This is a genomic window from Agromyces sp. Y575, from assembly GCF_059445445.1.
In genome coordinates, this window is sequence record NZ_JCAIUI010000003.1 from 285,487 (window position 1) to 301,690 (window position 16,204).

A 16,204-nucleotide genomic window follows, 5' to 3' on the forward strand; every position below is an offset into this window, starting at 1 on the left:
GGGAGGCAGGGTTGGAACTTCGCGACTATCTCCGCATTCTGCGACAGAGTTGGCTGCTCATCGTCATCCTGACGGTGGCCGGGGTGCTCGTCGCCCTGCTCGTGTCGATGCTGCAGACACCGAAATACAGCTCGACTGCGAAGGTGTTCGTGTCGACCTCAGGGACGACGACGGTGTCCGACCTGCAACAGGGCAACAGCTTCACACAACAGCGGGTGAAGACCTACGCCGACCTCGCGACGACGCCGATCGTGCTGTTGCCGGTCATCGCGGAACTCAGGCTCGACGCGACGGGCGACCAACTTGCACGGAAAGTGTCCGCGACGGCGCCACTCGACACGACCCTCATCGAGATCACGGTCGTCGACGAAGACCCCGCACTCGCCGCAGAGATCGCAACCGGCGTCTCGGAGAGCCTCTCGAAGGTGGTCGAGTCCATCGAATCGACGCCCGGGGTCGACGAGGCGGAGCCGGTGCCGTCGCAGGTCCGGCTCACTCTCGTGCAGCACGCGGCGGTGCCGCAGAGTCCGGTGAGCCCGAACCTCGCCCTCAACCTCCTGCTCGGCGGCTTCGTCGGCCTCGCCCTCGGAATCGCGATCGCCGTCTTGCGAGAGACCCTCGACACGCGAATCCGCAACGAGCACGACGTCGAGCAGATCACCGATGCGCCAGTGATCGGCGGCATCGCGGCGGATCCGAGAGCGAAGGACCGGCCGCTCATCGTGCACGCCGACCCGCACTCGGCGCGCGCCGAGTCGTTCCGCACCCTGCGCACGAACCTCCAATTCCTCGAGGCGGGTCGAACCAAGCGAGGGTTCGTGGTCACCTCGTCGGTGGAGTCCGAGGGCAAGTCGACGACGGCGTCGAATCTCGCGATCGCCCTGGCCGATGCCGGTTCGCGAGTGCTGCTCGTCGATGCCGACCTTCGCCGGCCCAAGATCGCAAGCTACCTCGGCATCGAAGGCGCGGTCGGATTGACCGACGTCCTCATCGGACGGGCCTCACTCGTCGATGTCATCCAGCCCTGGGGCCGGAATTCGCTGCACGTGCTGCCGGCGGGTCGGATCCCGCCGAACCCGAGTGAACTCCTCGGTTCGTCCGCGATGGCCGACGTCGTCCAGGAGCTCACCCGAGCGTTCGACATAGTGCTCTTCGATTCGCCGCCGCTCCTGCCGGTGACGGATGCCGCGGTGCTGGCCCGCAGTGTGGGCGGCACGCTCGTCGTGGTCGCCGCAGGCCGCGCCCACAAGGGCCACCTGAAGGGCGCGATCGCAGCGCTCGAGACGGTCGGCGCGCCCGTTTCGGGCATCGTGCTCACGATGCTGCCCACGAAAGGGCCCGACGCGTACGGCTACGGCCGCTATGGGGCTGGGTACGGCTACGGCTATTCCCCGGAGCGGGTGGCCACATGACGCTGTCGATCCTCGTCGTGTGCACGGGCAACGTGTGCCGATCTCCGCTTGCCGAACGGCTCATCGCGACGCGCCTGGAGCGGGCGGGCATCGACGCGCTCGTCTCGAGCGCCGGGACTGCTGCGCTCGTCGGTCGTCCGATGACAGCCGACGCTGCGGAATCCGCTCGATCGCTCGGCGCCGACCCGTCGGGCCATGTCGCCGCGCAATTGGAGCCGGAGTCGATCGTGGCCGCCGATCTCGTGCTCACGGCGACGAGGGAGCATCGCGCGGCCGTGGTCTCCATCATTCCGAGGGCGGCGCGTCGCACGTTCACGCTTCGGGAGCTCGAACGGATCGCCGGTCTCCTGACGGCGGAGGATGCCGCCGGAACGGTGCCGGACGGAACCGAGGTGCTTTCGATCATCGAACTCGCTGCGCTCAGCCGCGGTCTGGCGGCGCCGCCGGCGGAGCCTGGCGATGACGACGTGCCCGACCCGTTCGGTCTGTCGGAGCAGGCGTATGCGGAGACCGGCCGCATCATCGACATCGCAGTCGACGCGATCGTCGCGGCGCTCGCAGCCGGGGTGCGGGGAGGGCGACGTGCGAGCGCGTGAGATCGCGGCATCCGTCGACTGCCGCCCGGGTGGTGTCTCGTGGTGGTGACTCGACCGTTCGCGCGAGTCGACCGAGAGGACACGAGCACCTGGTCGGGGCGTTACGCCGGACGGGTGGCGCTCACCGACCTGCTCGTGCTGTTGTGGGTGGCGTTCGGCACGCAGATCGGCTGGCTCGGGCTCGACCAGTCGGCGACGGGGTTCAGCGGTTCGCGCGAGGACATCGCGATCAGCTACACCGTCGTCTCGGTGTTGCTCGTGGTTTCGTGGATGGTGGCGTTGCAGCTCTTCGACACCCGATCATTCCGTGTGCTCGGCGTCGGCTCGCAGGAGTACCGTGCGGTTACGGATGCCTCAGTTCGGCTGTTCGGCCTCGTCGCCATCGTTGCCTTCCTGTTCAAGATCGATCTCGCGCGCGGGTACATCCTCATCGCCTTCCCGCTCGGCGTGCTCGTGCTGCTGTTCTCGCGCTGGATGTGGCGGCAGTGGTTGGGAGTGCAACGCCGCCGAGGGGCCTACACGTCGAGGGTGCTGCTCGTGGGCTCGGCGGAGTCGGCGGCGACGATCGCGCGCGAGCTCCAACGGACTCCGGAGGCCGGGTATCGGGTCGTCGCCGCTGTGGTGCCGGATGCCGACGCGGACACGCTCGCCGGTACGGGCGTGTTCGTCGAGCGCGACCTCGACCTCACCCTCGACATCATGCGGCAACTCGATGCCGATACCCTCGTCATCACGAGCTCCGACGAACTCTCACCCGAGCGCACCCGCGAGTTCAGCTGGGGACTCGTGCCCGGCCATGAGCATCTCGTGATGGCACCGAGCCTGATCGACATCGGTGGCCCCCGCATCCATACCAGGCCGGTCGCAGGGTTGCCGCTCATCCATGTGGAGACACCGCGACTGGAGGGGCGCAATCGCGTGACGAAACGTGCGCTCGATCTCGTCGGCGCTTTTGCACTGCTCGTGCTGCTGGCGCCGTTGTTCGCGGTCGTCGCCATCCTGGTCAAGCGTTCCGGCCCAGGCCCGGTGATGTACCGACAGGAGCGCGCCGGCCTGAACGGGGACTCCTTCACGCTCTTCAAATTCCGCTCGATGGTCGAAGGTGCCGACAGTCGTCTCACGGATCTGCTTGCGGATCAGGGCACGGACTCCATTCCGTTGTTCAAGGTCGATGAAGACCCGAGGATCACGCGAGTCGGGCGGGTCCTGCGCAAGTACTCGCTCGATGAACTGCCGCAGCTGGTCAACGTCCTCGTCGGCGACATGAGCCTGGTCGGCCCGCGTCCGCAACGCCCGTCCGAGGTGGCGTTGTACCAACGGACCGCGCGCCGCCGCCTTCTCGTGCAACCGGGCATGACGGGACTCTGGCAGGTGAGCGGCCGTTCGAATCTCGCGTGGGACGACGCGATCAGACTCGATCTCTACTACGTCGAGAACTGGTCGCTCACTGGCGACATCGTGCTGCTGTGGCGCACGGCGCGAGTGGTGCTGTGGCCTGGGACCGAAGCGCGGTGACCATGGAACCGCCTCGGCATATCGACCGCGAGCCCGGCAGTGCCGCTGGGCGCGGCGTCGTGCTCATCGTGGAACCGCTCGCGGGCGGTCACCGCCTCGCGTATGTGCGCCTCCTGGTGCTGGAAGCGGGGCGTCGTGGCTTGCGTCCATGGTTGATGACAAGGCCGGACGTGCCAGACTCAGCGGAGTTCGACATTCACTTGCGGGGGGTGGATGTCACCCTCGCGCTGCGGTCATCGGTCACTCCCCGGTCGGCACGTGCGCTCGCGGCCTCGATCGGCGCAGACCGCATCATCGTGCCGAACGGAGATCGATGGCTGGTCCGGGCCGGAGTCGGGCGATCGCGAACCGTGCCGGTCATGCGAGGTCTGGTGATGCGTTACGCACCCCAACCGTCGGCCGTGCCGGGCGCCGCGGAGCTGAAGTGGTTCGTGAAGCGCACGCTGTTACGTCGTGCGAGCCGGCGGCCGGGTGTCGAGGTACTCGTGCTCAGGTCGTCGAGCGGCGGACCGGTCACGCCTCATCGCTCGGTCGTCGACCCGATCACGGTCACGGTCGGACGAACCAGGCAAGAACGTCAGCGCGCACGGGAGGCCTACGGCCTCGAGTCGCACGAGCTCGTGTTCGCCGTGGTGGGGGCGGTCAGCGCTCGGAAGAATGTGCCGCTCGTCCTCGATGCCGTCGCGCATGCAGGGCTTCCGCATTCGGTCGTGCTGGTCGCCGGGAAGCAGACGACCGACGCGTCGGACGCGATCTCCTCTGCCGCTGCGATGGCACGGATCCGCGTCGTCGAGGTCGATCGCGTGCTCACCGACGTCGAACTGGACGCCGCCGTGCTCGCTGCCGATGCGGTGGTCGTCGCCCACTCCAATGAGGGGGCCAGCGGGATCATGGGCAAGGCCATGGTACTCGGCACTCCCGTGCTGAGTTCGGGTGCGGAATCGCTGAGGGCCGCCGCCGCGGCGGATCCCGAGCACGTGGTGTGGGTGCCGCTCGCGGGCTCGCAGTTGGCCGACGCGATGCGCTCGCTCGCTCCCGGCGTGAGGGAGGGCCGGTGGCCGCCGTTGGCCGGTACCGACTCCGCCACCGAAGTCGGCAGAGCCGAGTTCGTCGATGCCCTGCTGGGGGCGACGTGAGCCGGGCCCGGGTTCCGCGGTCTCGCAGTCTCGGGGTGCAGGCGGTCTCGCTTGCGGTCGCCGGAGCGACGGGCCAGGCGATCATCGCCCTCGCCTATCTCGTTGTCGCAAGGATGAGTTCGCCCGCGGATTTCGGTGCCGTCGTCGCCGCCGTGGCCTTCGGGATGTCCGCTTCGATCCTTGCCGACTTCGGAGCGAATTCCCTCTGGATCAGGGACGTCGCTCGAAGTGCGCTCGGCCACCCGGCGCTCGCCGATCGCCTCATGACGAAACTCGTCTTCGTGTCCGCGGCGGCGGTGGTGTGGGTCGTCGTCGCCCAGCTGACGGTCGGCGGCGCGAACTGGTGGGTCGCTCCGTACTTCTTCGTCGCCGTGAGCGCAGCGCAGTCGCTCGGTGTGCCGCTTCGTGCCATAGCTCGTGCTGATCGGGTCGCGATCGCCACCATCTGCGATCGATCGGCGAGCGTCGCGGTGACGTTCGCACTGATTCCGCTGGGAGTCGACCCGATCCTCGCCCTGCTGGCGGGATTGTCACTCGGCCCGATCGTCGGTATCGCTGCGCTCATCGCGATGACGCCGAAGGCGCTGCGAGCGATTCGCCTGCCCTTCCGGTTCTCGAATCCGTGGCGCGGCACCGCCTACTTCGGTATGACCAATCTCGCGCTGGCCGGGCAGAGCCTGGATCTCCCGTTGCTGGCCGCCTTCGGCGGAGCGCACCCCGCGGGCGTCTACGGTTCGGTGAGCAAGATCACCCAACCGCTGGGCCTCCTGACCTCGTCTTTCACTTCGGCGTCGGTGCCGTTCGTTGCTCGCGCCGAGAGTCGAGCGGAGTCGTGGGCGCATCTGCGCACGGCGATCTGGATGCCGGTCGTCGGCGTCGCGCTCGGCGTGCTGATCGCGGTCGCCGCACCGTGGCTGGTGCCGTTGGTGCTCGGACCGGCGTACGCGGCGGCGACCCCGGTTCTGCAGCTCATGTGCGTCGCCGCCGTCGTGGCGACGGCGAACCAGCCATTGGCGGTGCTCCTCCAATCGCGTGGCCACGATCGCGCAGTCGGCGCCATCATGGTGTCAGCGGTCGTCGTGCAACTCGCGATCATCGTCGCACTCGCTGCGACGCTCGGGGCGCTGAGCGCCGCCATCGCGTTGAATGTCATGCAGGTGATCCTCCTCGGCCTGTTGATCGCGACGCTCGTGATCACGCGCTCCTCCGACCGTGCCGGCGTCGATGCGTCTGGGGGTAGCGCGTGACCGGGCGCCTGGACGGTGTGCGCCTCCGCTGGCCCGATCGACATTGGACGGTGCTCGCTCTCGGCGCGCTCGTCGTCGCTGCGGTGGTCTCCGCGGCGATCCTGCTGCCGGAGTCGCTCCTCGTCCTTCCTGCCGCGATCGCGATCCTGGGTCTCGGGCGGGCGTGGTTCCGGTTCGGGTTCTTCATCGTGGGTGCGTTGGCGGTCTTCCAGACGAGCGAAGGGTTGACGACGCCGAAGCTCGTGTATGTGGCGTACGTCGCAGTCTCGGTGCTGATCTCGGGGGTGCGGCTCGGCAAGGTGCTCGCTTCGCCGTGGGCGCATCGGTTCCGAGGGGCGGTATACGGGGCGATCATCCTTGCAGCATGGATCCTCGGGGTCTCACTCTTGCAGGCCGCCTTCAGCGGCCTGTCGCTCGAGGCTTGGGCTCGTGATGGGCTCACGCAGCTCCTCCCTGCAGCGGCGGTCGTGCTGGGAATCGACGCGGCATCGGAGGTCTCGTCCAGATACGCTCGCATCGTCACCGTCGGTGCGGGCGCACTGTCGGCGATCGGATTCGCGATCGCCTGGATCTCCCGACGAGGCCTCACGGACGACATCGCGGATCAGCCCCTCCTCGCCTCGCTGCTCGCGCTGACCGTGCCGCTGGCGCTCTGTCTGACCCTCGCGCTGGCGCCGAAGGTCATCAATGCGGCCTGGCTCATCGGTGCCCTGGGGATCCTGGTCGCAGTGCTCGTCACCGGAACGCGTACCGGTATCGTGCTCGTCGTCTCGCTTCTCGCAATCGTCGGGTCGCCGAAGAAGTCGAGAGTTCCCTTCTCGCGGGCCGCGCTCGCCGGGGCTGCGAGCGCGGCGGTGCTGGTGCTGGCGCTACCGCTCGCAGGGATCATCCTCTCGTCGCGGGACTTCGTCGAGGCTCGGCTCTCGTCGATCGGCGCGACCGTACTCGGGGGCGTCGGCTCCGACGCATCGGGACGTGCTCGACAGAACGCGTACGCCCTCGCGTGGGAGGCGTTCACGGCGAACCCCGCCATGGGACAGGGGGTCGGTGCAACGTTCCCGAACGTGTTCACGGGACGGGATGGCTCGCTCTTCACTCTGGACACCCCGATCACGTTCCTCGCGAAGTTCGGCCTGGTGGGTGCGGCAGTGCTGCTCTTCGCCTTCGGGTTGATCGTCCGGTCGCTCCTCGCCAGGGCCGGCGGCCCATGGCTCGTCGAGCTCACCGTGGCTCGAGGCGCGGTGATCACCTGGATCGCATTGCTGCCGTTCGGGTCGGTTACTGAAGACAAGGGTTTCGCGATCTCGGTCGCTTTGCTCACGGTGCTGGTCGGGGCGGCGGCGCGCGAGGCGATGGAACGAGGGGTACCGGCCGCCGAGTCGCTTCGCGGCAGCGGGCCGATCCTCGCCGCCCCATCTGCAGACCGTCGCGGAAGTGACGGCGACCCGCCACGTCTCAGCCGGAGCAGACCCGGATGAGCGTCGCGATCCTTCTCACGGCGACGGTCACTCCGTCGTCGTCGAGCGTTGTGCGCCTGGTCGATCCGGTCGCGCGTCTCGAGCAGTACCGGTCGGCGATCGCGGCGTGGTTCGCGATCACGACCGCCCACGATCTCGCCCTTCACGTCGTCGAGACGAGCGGAGCCGACCGAGACGAGATGCTCGGCGCACTCACGCCGAAGCAGCGCGCGTCGGTGGGGTACGGCGTGGTCGTTCCCCCTCCCGAGATCGAGGTTCGAGGCAAGGGAGCCTGCGAATTCCACGCGATTCGCGAGTACTCGATCGATCGCTCGCTCCTCGATGGCGGCGGCACGCTGTTCAAATGCACCGGGCGCCTGGTCGTGTCGAATGGCTCGAGATGCGTCTCGAGCCTCGAGCGCGACGAAGTTCGAGTACGGATGACCCTGGATCGGACGTTCGCCGACACTCGCCTCGTCGGCGGGCGGAGTGCGGCTTGGAGCATCCTGTTCGATGAGGTCGTTCCGGTGATCGACGACGCCGCGGGTCTGTACGCAGAGCAGGCGGTTGCGGCGGCCGTCGCCCGCGCGTCGGCGCTCCACCGGTTGCGCGTGTCGAGGTTCCCGGTTCGACCGAGCTTCATCGGGGTGTCGGGCACCGACGGGACCAGGTACGAAGGGCGCGGCCGGTCACTGCTCGCGCCGTTCCGGCGCCCGTTCGAGACGGCGTTGGCGAGGCTGGGCGCGTCGAAACAGGTGTGAGCCGTATCGGTCGCGTGAGGAACGGGCGATTCAGCTCACTGCGCCGCGTTTCTCGGGTGACGCGCGCGTGCCTGCCGCACCGCCTCGACGAAGCGTTTGGCAACCCGTTCGACGGTCGGAAGCTCGGACGTCGGCCGAAGCGGAGGATCGGATCGCATCAGCGCAAGTGAGCGCTCGGCGAACGCTGAGGGATCGTCGGGGAGGTACTCGAGTTCTCGAGGCCGGAGCAGTTCGATCTCGGGGGCGTGGGATGCGTGCGGCGTGGTGTGCACCGGGACGCCGAGGGCGAGCGCATCGACCGCGACCAGACCGACGCGGCCCGGCATCCAGATCGCTCGCGCCCGACTCGCGATTCGCGCCAGGTCATCACCTCGGGCCGATGGAATCCAGTCGATGTGTTTCGTCGCGGCTGCAGCGCGGATCACCGATTCCTCCTCGTCGCCTCGACCGATCACGACGAGCCGGAAGCTCGAGTCCCTCGCGTGCGCGTGCTCGGCCGCGGCCAAGAGGAAGGGGATGCGCTTGCTCTCATCCAGTCCGCCGACGAACAGTGCGACTGGCGCCTCGGTCGCCGTGCGTTCCCAACGTCCCCGCGCCGCCCGAAGGGCCAGCGTGTCGGTGCTGTTGCCGATGGCGACGACGCGATCGGCACGCACTCGGCGCTCGATCAGGTGCGCTCTGCCGCCGTCCGTGTACGTCATGACCATGTCGGCTCGCTTCGCGAGCTCGCTTCTGAGCCGATCCGCGACGACGCCGCCGGTGCCGACGTAGTTCTTCCCGTGGCCCCACAGCACGAGCGGCACCGACCTCCGCAACGCTGTGGCCCAAGCGAGCGTGTTCGACCCGGCGAGTTCCGAGACGAGCACATCGAAGGGAATCGGAACCGACGGGTCGCGCCGCGCCATCTCGCGCCGGAGGGCGCCTGATCGCCGGGTCGGAAGCTCCGTCATCCATGGACGACCGTTGACACGGTCGCCGCGTCGGAGCTGCGAACCGCTTACGCCTTCGCTCGCGACCAGGAGCGAATCGCCGTGCTCCGACAGGATTCGTTCGATCTCGTCGAACAACGCCACCCGGTACTCGGGGACGTAGGGCTGGGTGACGAGGATGCGCACGACGAGCCCCCACTCACTCGCGACTGCGTCGGGTGGGGGACTGGGTAGGTCGTGAGCGCGCGGTTCTACCGGCCTGTTCCCCAGCGGATGCCCGCGCCTCGGCGTAGACGGTTTCGAGCCCGTCCACCACGCTGCCGATGGAGTACCGGCGCTCCACCATCGCGCTGGCGTTGGCAGCCATCGAGGCGGCAAGGTTCGAATCCGTGACGAGCCGTTCCACGCCGTCGGCGAGCGCTTCGACGGAAGGGTCGGTCACGAGTGCCGCGTCGTGGTCGCGGAGTTCCGGGGCGATGGCGCACCGGTCAGTCAACACCACAGGCGTACCCACCGACATCGACTCGAGCACGGTCATGGGGAAGACCTCATCGACGCTCGGCAGTACGTATACGTCAGCTTGGGACGCTCGCCGGGAGGCGACATCGGGGGCAAGCGCACCCTCGTAGGTCAGTCGCGAGCCGAGCCCGCGGTCGCGGATGAACGCGTGCAGCGCAGCCAGATCTCCGCCATCGGGTCCGACCACCGTGAACCTCGCATCCACACCGCGCGCGAGGAGCACGCTCGCCATCTCGGCGAACGCGAGTACCCGCTTTCGTGGGTGCAGGCGCGCGAGGAAGAGCACCTCTGGAGGGCCACTCTTCCGCCGGGGCGATCTTGCCTCGCGCGGGGGGAGTCCATTCGTGGTCATTCGTATCCGCGCGGCGCCGCGCGAGATCGCATCCAGTTCGCTTCGTTCATCAGTGGTGAGTGCGAGCACGGCGTGCGCACTGCGCAACACACGACGAGTCAGCACTGCGTCGACGAGACGTACGCTCATCCGTCGATCGCGGATGACCATTCCGTGGGTCTGCACGATGAGCGGCGTCGTCGACCGCGATACCGCCCGTGCTGCCGGGAGCGTCACCAGATCACGGCCCAGATGCACGTGCACGACGTCGAAGCGGGGGAGCTCGGCACAAAACGCACGTTGGGCCTGCGGTGAGATGAGCCCCGCGAACCGCCGGCCCGCGATGAAGCTGCCGGGGAACAATTGCAGGTCGACACCGGCGATCGAGGGAGTCGTTCGCAGGTCGGATGCCGCGTACAGGGTGACATGGTGTCCGCGCCGGACCAATTCCTCCGATTGCCCAATGGCCACCGAGACCGGTCCTCCGTACTCACCGCCGGCCGACACGAGGGTGACGAACTGGGCGATGCGCATTCACAACGCCCGTCGACGTGCGTGCCGTTCGCCCACGATGGAGCAATCCGGTCCGGAGACGATGGCGTTCGCCGGAACGTCACCGCGCACGACGGTCATCGGCTTCGCCATCGATGACCGGCCGAGCCGGCTGCCGCCGAGCACGATGCAGCGCGACGTGATCCACACGCCGTCCTTGATCGTGATGGGGCTCGTGATGAGGGCCATGTCCACCCGGTGGGCGTGGCTTCCTGTCGTGAGCAAGGTCTCCTGTGAGATGACGACATCTCGTCCGATGCGGATGTGGTCCTGGTTGTGGAACCAGACGCCTTCGCCGATCCAGCAGTCATCGCCGATGTGGAGCTTCCATGGGAACTTCACCCGCGTGCGGGGTCTGAAGACGACGCCGGTGCCGATCTCGGCACCGAACATCCGCAGCACGCCGACGCGCAATGCCGAACTGATCTGCCAGGCGTTGACGACGAACAACTGCTCGAAGATGCCCCAGAGGTACACGACCGCTCGAGGGCGGTCCCAGGCGACGCGCTGGCCGGGTGCGGCGGCGAGCGGGATCACCGGCACGTCGTCGGCGTGAACCTGATCGCTCATCGCGACGCGACCCGACGAACGTGCCATCGATAGTCTGCAGGTGTGAGTGCCGAGGCCAAACGAATCACCATCCTCACGTTGCACTATGCGCCAGAGCATTCGGGAAACGCGCCGTACACGACGATGCTCGCAGAATCCCTCGCGTCGACTGGATTCACTGTGCGCGTCATAGCGGCTCATCCCCACTACCCAGAGTGGCGCATCCGCACCGGATTCGGCCAGTGGAATCGCAGGGAATCCGTGAACGGCGTCGACCTCGTTCGGAAGCGCCACTACGTGCCGCGTCGGCCGAGCGGCATCCGTCGGCTCTGGTCCGAGGTCACGTTCGGCATCCGACTGCTCACCGCACGGTGGGGAGACCCAGACGTCGTCATCCTGGTATCGCCGGCGCTGTTCGCCACTGCGGTCGCCCACGCGCGGGCGCGGGTCCGCCGGTTGCCCACCGTCATCTGGGTTCAGGACATCTACACCCGCGGAATCGTCGAGACGAACACGGGTGGTGCAGGCGGGGCGTGGATCGTACGCAGCGTCGAGTCCAGGATGCTCCGTGCCGCGGACCGGGTCGTCGTCATCCACGACCGATTCCGCTCCTCTCTCTCGGACCACTTCGGCGTGATGCCCGACCGGATCTCCGTGATTCGAAACTGGACGCATGTCGCAGACAGCACCGGAGAGAGCGCAGCGGCCGTTCGGCAGCGACTCGGCTGGCAGCTCGATGAGGTTGTGGCACTCCACGCCGGAAACCAGGGTGCCAAGCAAGGGCTCGAGAACCTGGTGCAGGCGGCTCGACTCGCCGACGAGGCCGGAGCCCCGGTACGTTTCGTACTCCTCGGCGACGGCAACCGGCGCGGTGCCCTCGAACTCGCGGCCGCGGGTATCGATCGGGTGCAGTTCCTCGATCCGCTTCCCGATGCCGATTTCGCCGCTGCCTTGTCCGCAGCAGACGTCCTCCTCGTGAATGAGCTTCCCGGACTGTCGGATGCCGCGGTGCCGAGCAAGCTCACGTCCTACTTCTCGAGCGGAGTGCCGGTCATCGCTGCGACCACTCGAGGCAGTACGACGGCGGGTGAGATCGCGGTCTCGGGCGGGGGCGTCCGGGTCGACCCGGACGCCCCCGCAGAGCTCCTTCGCACTGTGCAAGAGCTTGCAGCGGACCCTGAACGTTCTCGAGCGCTCGGGAACGCGGGCCGAGCGTTCCGCGAGGAGACCCTGGATGCGCGTACCGCACTCGATCGCTTCCGCGCCGTGGTCGTCGGCGCAACCGGCGACCACGATCGTCGCCGCCCAGCTGGCCGACGAGCGCCTCGCGTCAACGAGTGAACGTGAGGTTGCGCTGTTCGATCTTCCGGCACACGTAGCCCGCGGCTTCGAGCCGACGGACGCGGCGGATCGAATCGGCAACAGGCTCGGGCGCGTCGAATTCGACGCACAACACCCTCGGCCGGATGTCGGAGGCGAGCAGCGCATCGAGCACGGCGACTTCGGCGCCCTCGATATCCAGTTTCAGCAGGTCGATCCGTTCGTGACCCAGATCGTGCATGATCGTCAGAAGCGAGAGGCACCGTGCCGAGAAGTACTGCTCGGTCTCCTGCATGTTGACGATCGAATGAGAGACATGCCGCTCGTCGGCGGGGGCGTAGAACTTCATCTCCGTGTCCTCGCTCCACACCCCGTACGGGAGGAAGTGGAACCGCGGCTCCCGGATCGTCGAAGCGAACTGCACCGATCGGGGCGTCGGATCGAACGCCCACACTTCGCACCCGGTTCGTTCGATGAGCGCGAGATCGAACGTCGCGTCTTCGCCGACGCCCGCCAGGTAGCAGATCGATGCCTGATCGATCATGCCGATCGGCACCCACCAGCCTCCGTACTCGCTGCCGAGGCGCACCAAGCCGTGCGGGTCGTGCACTCGAACCGCTGCGCGCAGGCGCAGGTTCCGCAGTCGAGTGCGCACTCCGTGAACGATCCGCTGAGATGTCCCCACATGCGCCACTCTATGGGAGGGCGCCCACTTGTCTGCGGGATTCCGGGCCGCGACGGCAAGCCTGTACTCGGAGCGCCCGTCGTGCGTGCGCCTTCGTCCGGCCCGGGTTAGTCTGAGCGCGGGGGCAACACGTTCTTTGGGGGAACTACGTGGGTAAGCGGGCACTCACCACGGGCATCACGGGACAGGACGGGTCGTATCTCGCCGTGGACCATGACAGAGACATGGGTTCGATCGCGGGACTGGTGCTGTGACCGTATTCGTCATCTACACCTTCCGAGAGCCAGATCTGCTGGGTCGAGTCATTGCGCGTCTCAGCCCTCAGCGCGTCATCGTCCATGTCGATGCCAAGGTCGACGAGCAAGCCTTCCGGAAGTCCATCAGGCCTGCAGATGCGGAGCGTGTGGAATTCGTGCCGAAGCGAGTCTTGGTCAATTGGGGTGGGTGGAGTCAAGTCGAAGCGATTCGCCGACTGGTTCGGCGGGCGATAGAGATTGCAGCGCCGAACGAGTACATTGTCCTGCTGTCGGGCCAGGACTACCCGATCAGGCCCGTGGAGGCGCTTGATGCATACCTTCACGGCCTCGACGGGCGACAACTCATGAACTACTTCACGATCGCGGGCACCGAGAGGAAGTACGAGTCGCAAGTCGACGCTCGCCATTTCCGTGACCTCCGCCTATTGCAGCGGCACACTTCGTCGAGGCTTCTTCGGAAGACTCGCAACGGCGTCATTCGAGCCCTCGAATTGCTGGCTCGGGCACGGAGAGACACCCCCCGCCCACCGAACGATCTCACGATCGCTCATGGGCCCACACACTTCGCCGTCACTGCGAGCTTCGCCGCTCACCTCGAGCGCCGCGTCACACCCGAGGCCGAACGCTACTTCAGGGCGGTGTTCGTGCCTGAGGAGAAGTTCTACCAGAGCCTCGCGGCGAGCAGCCCCCGCGGTGAGGAGACCGGCGGTGCCCTTCCCGGCGGACGCGTGCCGTATGCGGGCCCAGGCAACTGGCGTTACGCGAATTTGCACCACATCCATCCGTCGCTCGTCAAGGTGTACACCGAGGAGGATTGGTCGGAAGTCGTCGCGTCAGACATGTATTTTCTTCGAAAGGTCGAGACCGGTCGTAGCGCGCTCCTCCTCGACCGTATCGATCGAGAACTCTTGGACATCTCTCCGCCCTCCCAGAGCTCCCCGGTTGAGTAGGAGGACACATTGACGCTTGCCGATTCTGCGTACACGCCCGGACCGCTCGACCGTGCGGCCCGGATCCACGAGTGGTACCGGGCACATCATGGCGCGCTCCGAGAGTAGCGATGCCGGCGCGATCGATGTCGGGCCCCCACCACGGCGCCGATGGATCTGGGTGGTCATCGGTGCGGTCGCCTTGGTGCTCGTCGCGGCCGCGGTCTGGGTCGGCATCCGAGGCCTGCTCGCGAAAGACGAGCTCGAGCAGGCGGTGCCGCTCGCCCGGCTTGTGCAGACTCAGCTGGTCAGCGGTGAGACCGTCGAGGCCCTGAAGACGGCCGATGAACTCGTCTCGCACGCTGGCGAGGCCGTCGCGCTCACGAGCGACCCGGTGTGGCGTGCCGCCGAGGTGCTCCCCTGGGCAGGACAGAACCTCGCGGGCATGCGAACGATCGCCGCTGCTGTCGATCGCGTCGCGTCGGGTGCGGTGCTTCCGCTGGCGGATGCCGCGGGCTCGATCGACCTCGCAGCGTTCAAGCCCGTCGATGGGCACGTCGAATTGCAGCCACTGCTCGATGCGCAGGAACCGGTGCACGAGGCATCCGTCGCGCTCGCCGATGCCATCGCCCTGGTCGATGCCGAAGCCGTGGCATCCGCCGACCTCATCGGGCCGCTCGCCGACGCCCGTGATGAGCTGAGCGCGATGCTCGTCGACGCCGGGCGCACGATCGACGGCCTCGACCGCGCCGTTCGCCTCGTGCCCCTCATGCTCGGAGCGAACGGGCCGCGGCAGACGCTGCTGCTCTTCCAGAACAACGCCGAACTGCGATCGACGGGCGGCATCACGGGCGCACTCGCGCTCGTCGCAACCGACGCCGGGTCGTTCACTCTCGTGAAGCAGGCGAACTCGGGAGATTTCCCGAAGTTCGAGCCTCCCGTGGCGACGCTGCCGGTCGACACTCGCGCGCTCTGGGGCGACAATCTGGCCAGCTACCTCCAAGACGTGAACTTCACCCCCCAGTTCCCCCTCGCAGCCTCGCTCGCTCGCGAGATGTGGCGGCTGCAGTTCGGGGATGAGGTGGAGGCCGTCGTCGCACTCGACCCCGTGGTGCTCTCCTACCTGCTCGCTGCGACCGGCCCGGTGACGCTGCCGACGGGCGACGTGCTCACGAGTGAGAACGCAGTGCAACTGCTGCTGCGTGACGTCTACGAGCGTTATGAAGATCCCGCGGAGCAGGACGCGTTCTTCGCGAGCGCGGCGGCGAGTGTCATCGGCGCCGTCGCGGGCGGCAACCTGGAGCCACGAGCATTCATCGATGCGCTCGTACGCGCCGGCAACGAGCGGCGCATCCTGGTCTGGAGCGCGGATGCCGCTGAGCAGGCGATCCTCGAGGGCACCGAGCTCGCAGGCGGGCTTCCCGTCACGACCGATGACCGGCAGGCGTTCGGCGTCTATCTGAACGACATGACCGGGTCGAAGATGGACACCTATCTCGATGTGGCGGTTGCGGCGGGCGGAGTCGTATGCCGCAATGACGGCCTGGCGAACTACGTCATCGGCGTCACCTTGACGAACATGGCACCTGCCGATGCCGCGACGAGCCTGCCCGAGTATGTGACGGGCGGAGGCGTGTACGGCACGCCCCCGGGGCACATCGCCACATCGGTGCACGTCTACGCCACACCCGGCAGTTACAACCTCGGTGTGCGCCGTGAAGGGGCGACTGCGGAGTACCACCCGACGTCCGAATCGGGGTACACGCTCAGCAAGGTCCAGCTGACGCTCGCACCCGGCGAGAGTGCAACGTACGAGTTCTCGTTCCTCGGGGGAGTGCCCGGACTTCGGCAACCGGCACTTGCGATCACGCCCGGAATTCATGCATTCGAAACATCTACCCTCGCGCTTTCCTGTGATATTGCCTTACAGTAGGCAGTGACGCGTTCGGGGGGCCGCGCAGCTCTGGTAACTCGACTTGCGCGTCGTATCGGTTACTGAGGGGACCATC

14 protein-coding genes and 1 pseudogene are annotated in these 16,204 nt (G+C 67.4%); 11 read left to right on the top strand and 4 right to left on the bottom strand.

Going from position 1 to position 16,204, the window contains the following annotated elements; genetic code table 11:
- Positions 1–11: 11 nt before the first annotated feature.
- The 7 genes from AC1C2U_RS13465 (at position 12) to AC1C2U_RS13495 (ending at position 8,124) form a co-directional block, all read left to right on the top strand.
- Positions 12–1,412 (top strand): tyrosine-protein kinase domain-containing protein, encoded by a 1,401-nt coding sequence (locus AC1C2U_RS13465; RefSeq protein WP_495362273.1) that lies wholly within the window; start codon positions 12–14, stop codon positions 1,410–1,412.
- Positions 1,409–2,008: an arsenate reductase/protein-tyrosine-phosphatase family protein gene (locus AC1C2U_RS13470; protein WP_495362274.1), complete on the top strand. Its 600-nt coding sequence runs from the start codon at positions 1,409–1,411 to the stop codon at positions 2,006–2,008. Before AC1C2U_RS13465 ends, AC1C2U_RS13470 begins: the two co-directional genes overlap by 4 nt.
- A 114-nt stretch (positions 2,009–2,122) precedes the next feature.
- A complete protein-coding gene (locus AC1C2U_RS13475; RefSeq protein WP_495362275.1) occupies positions 2,123–3,523 on the top strand; it encodes a sugar transferase in 1,401 nt (466 codons plus the stop codon).
- Positions 3,520–4,659, top strand: coding sequence for a glycosyltransferase (locus AC1C2U_RS13480; protein ID WP_495362276.1), 1,140 nt, complete (start codon positions 3,520–3,522; stop codon positions 4,657–4,659). The genes AC1C2U_RS13475 and AC1C2U_RS13480 overlap by 4 nt, the downstream gene beginning before the upstream one ends.
- Positions 4,660–4,694: 35 nt before the next feature.
- A complete protein-coding gene (locus AC1C2U_RS13485; protein WP_495362277.1) occupies positions 4,695–5,906 on the top strand; it encodes a lipopolysaccharide biosynthesis protein in 1,212 nt (403 codons plus the stop codon).
- Positions 5,903–7,384, top strand: coding sequence for an O-antigen ligase family protein (locus AC1C2U_RS13490; RefSeq protein ID WP_495362278.1), 1,482 nt, complete (start codon positions 5,903–5,905; stop codon positions 7,382–7,384). Before AC1C2U_RS13485 ends, AC1C2U_RS13490 begins: the two co-directional genes overlap by 4 nt.
- Positions 7,381–8,124 (top strand): hypothetical protein, encoded by a 744-nt coding sequence (locus AC1C2U_RS13495; protein WP_495362279.1) that lies wholly within the window; start codon positions 7,381–7,383, stop codon positions 8,122–8,124. The genes AC1C2U_RS13490 and AC1C2U_RS13495 overlap by 4 nt, the downstream gene beginning before the upstream one ends.
- A 35-nt stretch (positions 8,125–8,159) precedes the next feature.
- Here AC1C2U_RS13495 and AC1C2U_RS13500 read toward each other — a convergent pair whose 3' ends face one another.
- From AC1C2U_RS13500 to AC1C2U_RS13510, 3 genes are read right to left on the bottom strand one after another with little or no spacing between them, the layout of a single operon-like run.
- Positions 8,160–9,239, bottom strand: coding sequence for a glycosyltransferase (locus tag AC1C2U_RS13500; protein WP_495362280.1), 1,080 nt, complete (start codon positions 9,237–9,239; stop codon positions 8,160–8,162).
- A gap of 13 nt (positions 9,240–9,252) precedes the next feature.
- Positions 9,253–10,437: a glycosyltransferase gene (locus AC1C2U_RS13505; protein WP_495362281.1), complete on the bottom strand. Its 1,185-nt coding sequence runs from the start codon at positions 10,435–10,437 to the stop codon at positions 9,253–9,255.
- The gene (locus AC1C2U_RS13510; protein ID WP_495362282.1) at positions 10,438–11,025 is read right to left on the bottom strand and encodes an LbetaH domain-containing protein; all 588 of its coding nucleotides are present in this window, start codon (positions 11,023–11,025) and stop codon (positions 10,438–10,440) included.
- Positions 11,026–11,067: 42 nt separating this feature from the next.
- On the opposite strand from AC1C2U_RS13510, the gene AC1C2U_RS13515 reads away from it, so the two are divergent.
- On the top strand, positions 11,068–12,345 hold the full coding sequence (locus AC1C2U_RS13515; protein ID WP_495362283.1) for a glycosyltransferase: 1,278 nt from the start codon (positions 11,068–11,070) through the stop codon (positions 12,343–12,345).
- Here AC1C2U_RS13515 and AC1C2U_RS13520 read toward each other — a convergent pair.
- On the bottom strand, positions 12,335–12,979 hold the full coding sequence (locus AC1C2U_RS13520; protein WP_495362284.1) for an FkbM family methyltransferase: 645 nt from the start codon (positions 12,977–12,979) through the stop codon (positions 12,335–12,337). The two genes, AC1C2U_RS13515 and AC1C2U_RS13520, sit on opposite strands and share 11 nt — an antisense overlap.
- A gap of 280 nt (positions 12,980–13,259) precedes the next feature.
- Here AC1C2U_RS13520 and AC1C2U_RS13525 point away from each other — a divergent pair.
- The 3 genes and pseudogenes from AC1C2U_RS13525 to AC1C2U_RS13535 form a co-directional block, all read left to right on the top strand.
- Positions 13,260–13,850, top strand: a pseudogene (locus AC1C2U_RS13525) (beta-1,6-N-acetylglucosaminyltransferase); the annotation flags it as partial.
- Positions 13,851–13,910: 60 nt separating this feature from the next.
- Positions 13,911–14,216, top strand: coding sequence for a hypothetical protein (locus AC1C2U_RS13530; RefSeq protein ID WP_495362763.1), 306 nt, complete (start codon positions 13,911–13,913; stop codon positions 14,214–14,216).
- 88 nt (positions 14,217–14,304) lie between these two features.
- Complete coding sequence (locus AC1C2U_RS13535; protein ID WP_495362285.1) at positions 14,305–16,128, top strand: DUF4012 domain-containing protein; 1,824 nt, start codon at positions 14,305–14,307, stop codon at positions 16,126–16,128.
- The last annotated feature ends 76 nt before the right edge of the window (positions 16,129–16,204 follow it).

Coding starts and splice junctions, on each gene's coding strand:
- AC1C2U_RS13470 (WP_495362274.1), top strand. CDS start 1,409: ATGACGCTGTCGATCCTCGTCGTGTGCACGGGCAACGTGTGCCGATCT.
- AC1C2U_RS13495 (WP_495362279.1), top strand. CDS start 7,381: ATGAGCGTCGCGATCCTTCTCACGGCGACGGTCACTCCGTCGTCGTCG.
- AC1C2U_RS13505 (WP_495362281.1), bottom strand. CDS start 10,437: ATGCGCATCGCCCAGTTCGTCACCCTCGTGTCGGCCGGCGGTGAGTAC.
- AC1C2U_RS13510 (WP_495362282.1), bottom strand. CDS start 11,025: ATGAGCGATCAGGTTCACGCCGACGACGTGCCGGTGATCCCGCTCGCC.
- AC1C2U_RS13535 (WP_495362285.1), top strand. CDS start 14,305: ATGGCGCGCTCCGAGAGTAGCGATGCCGGCGCGATCGATGTCGGGCCC.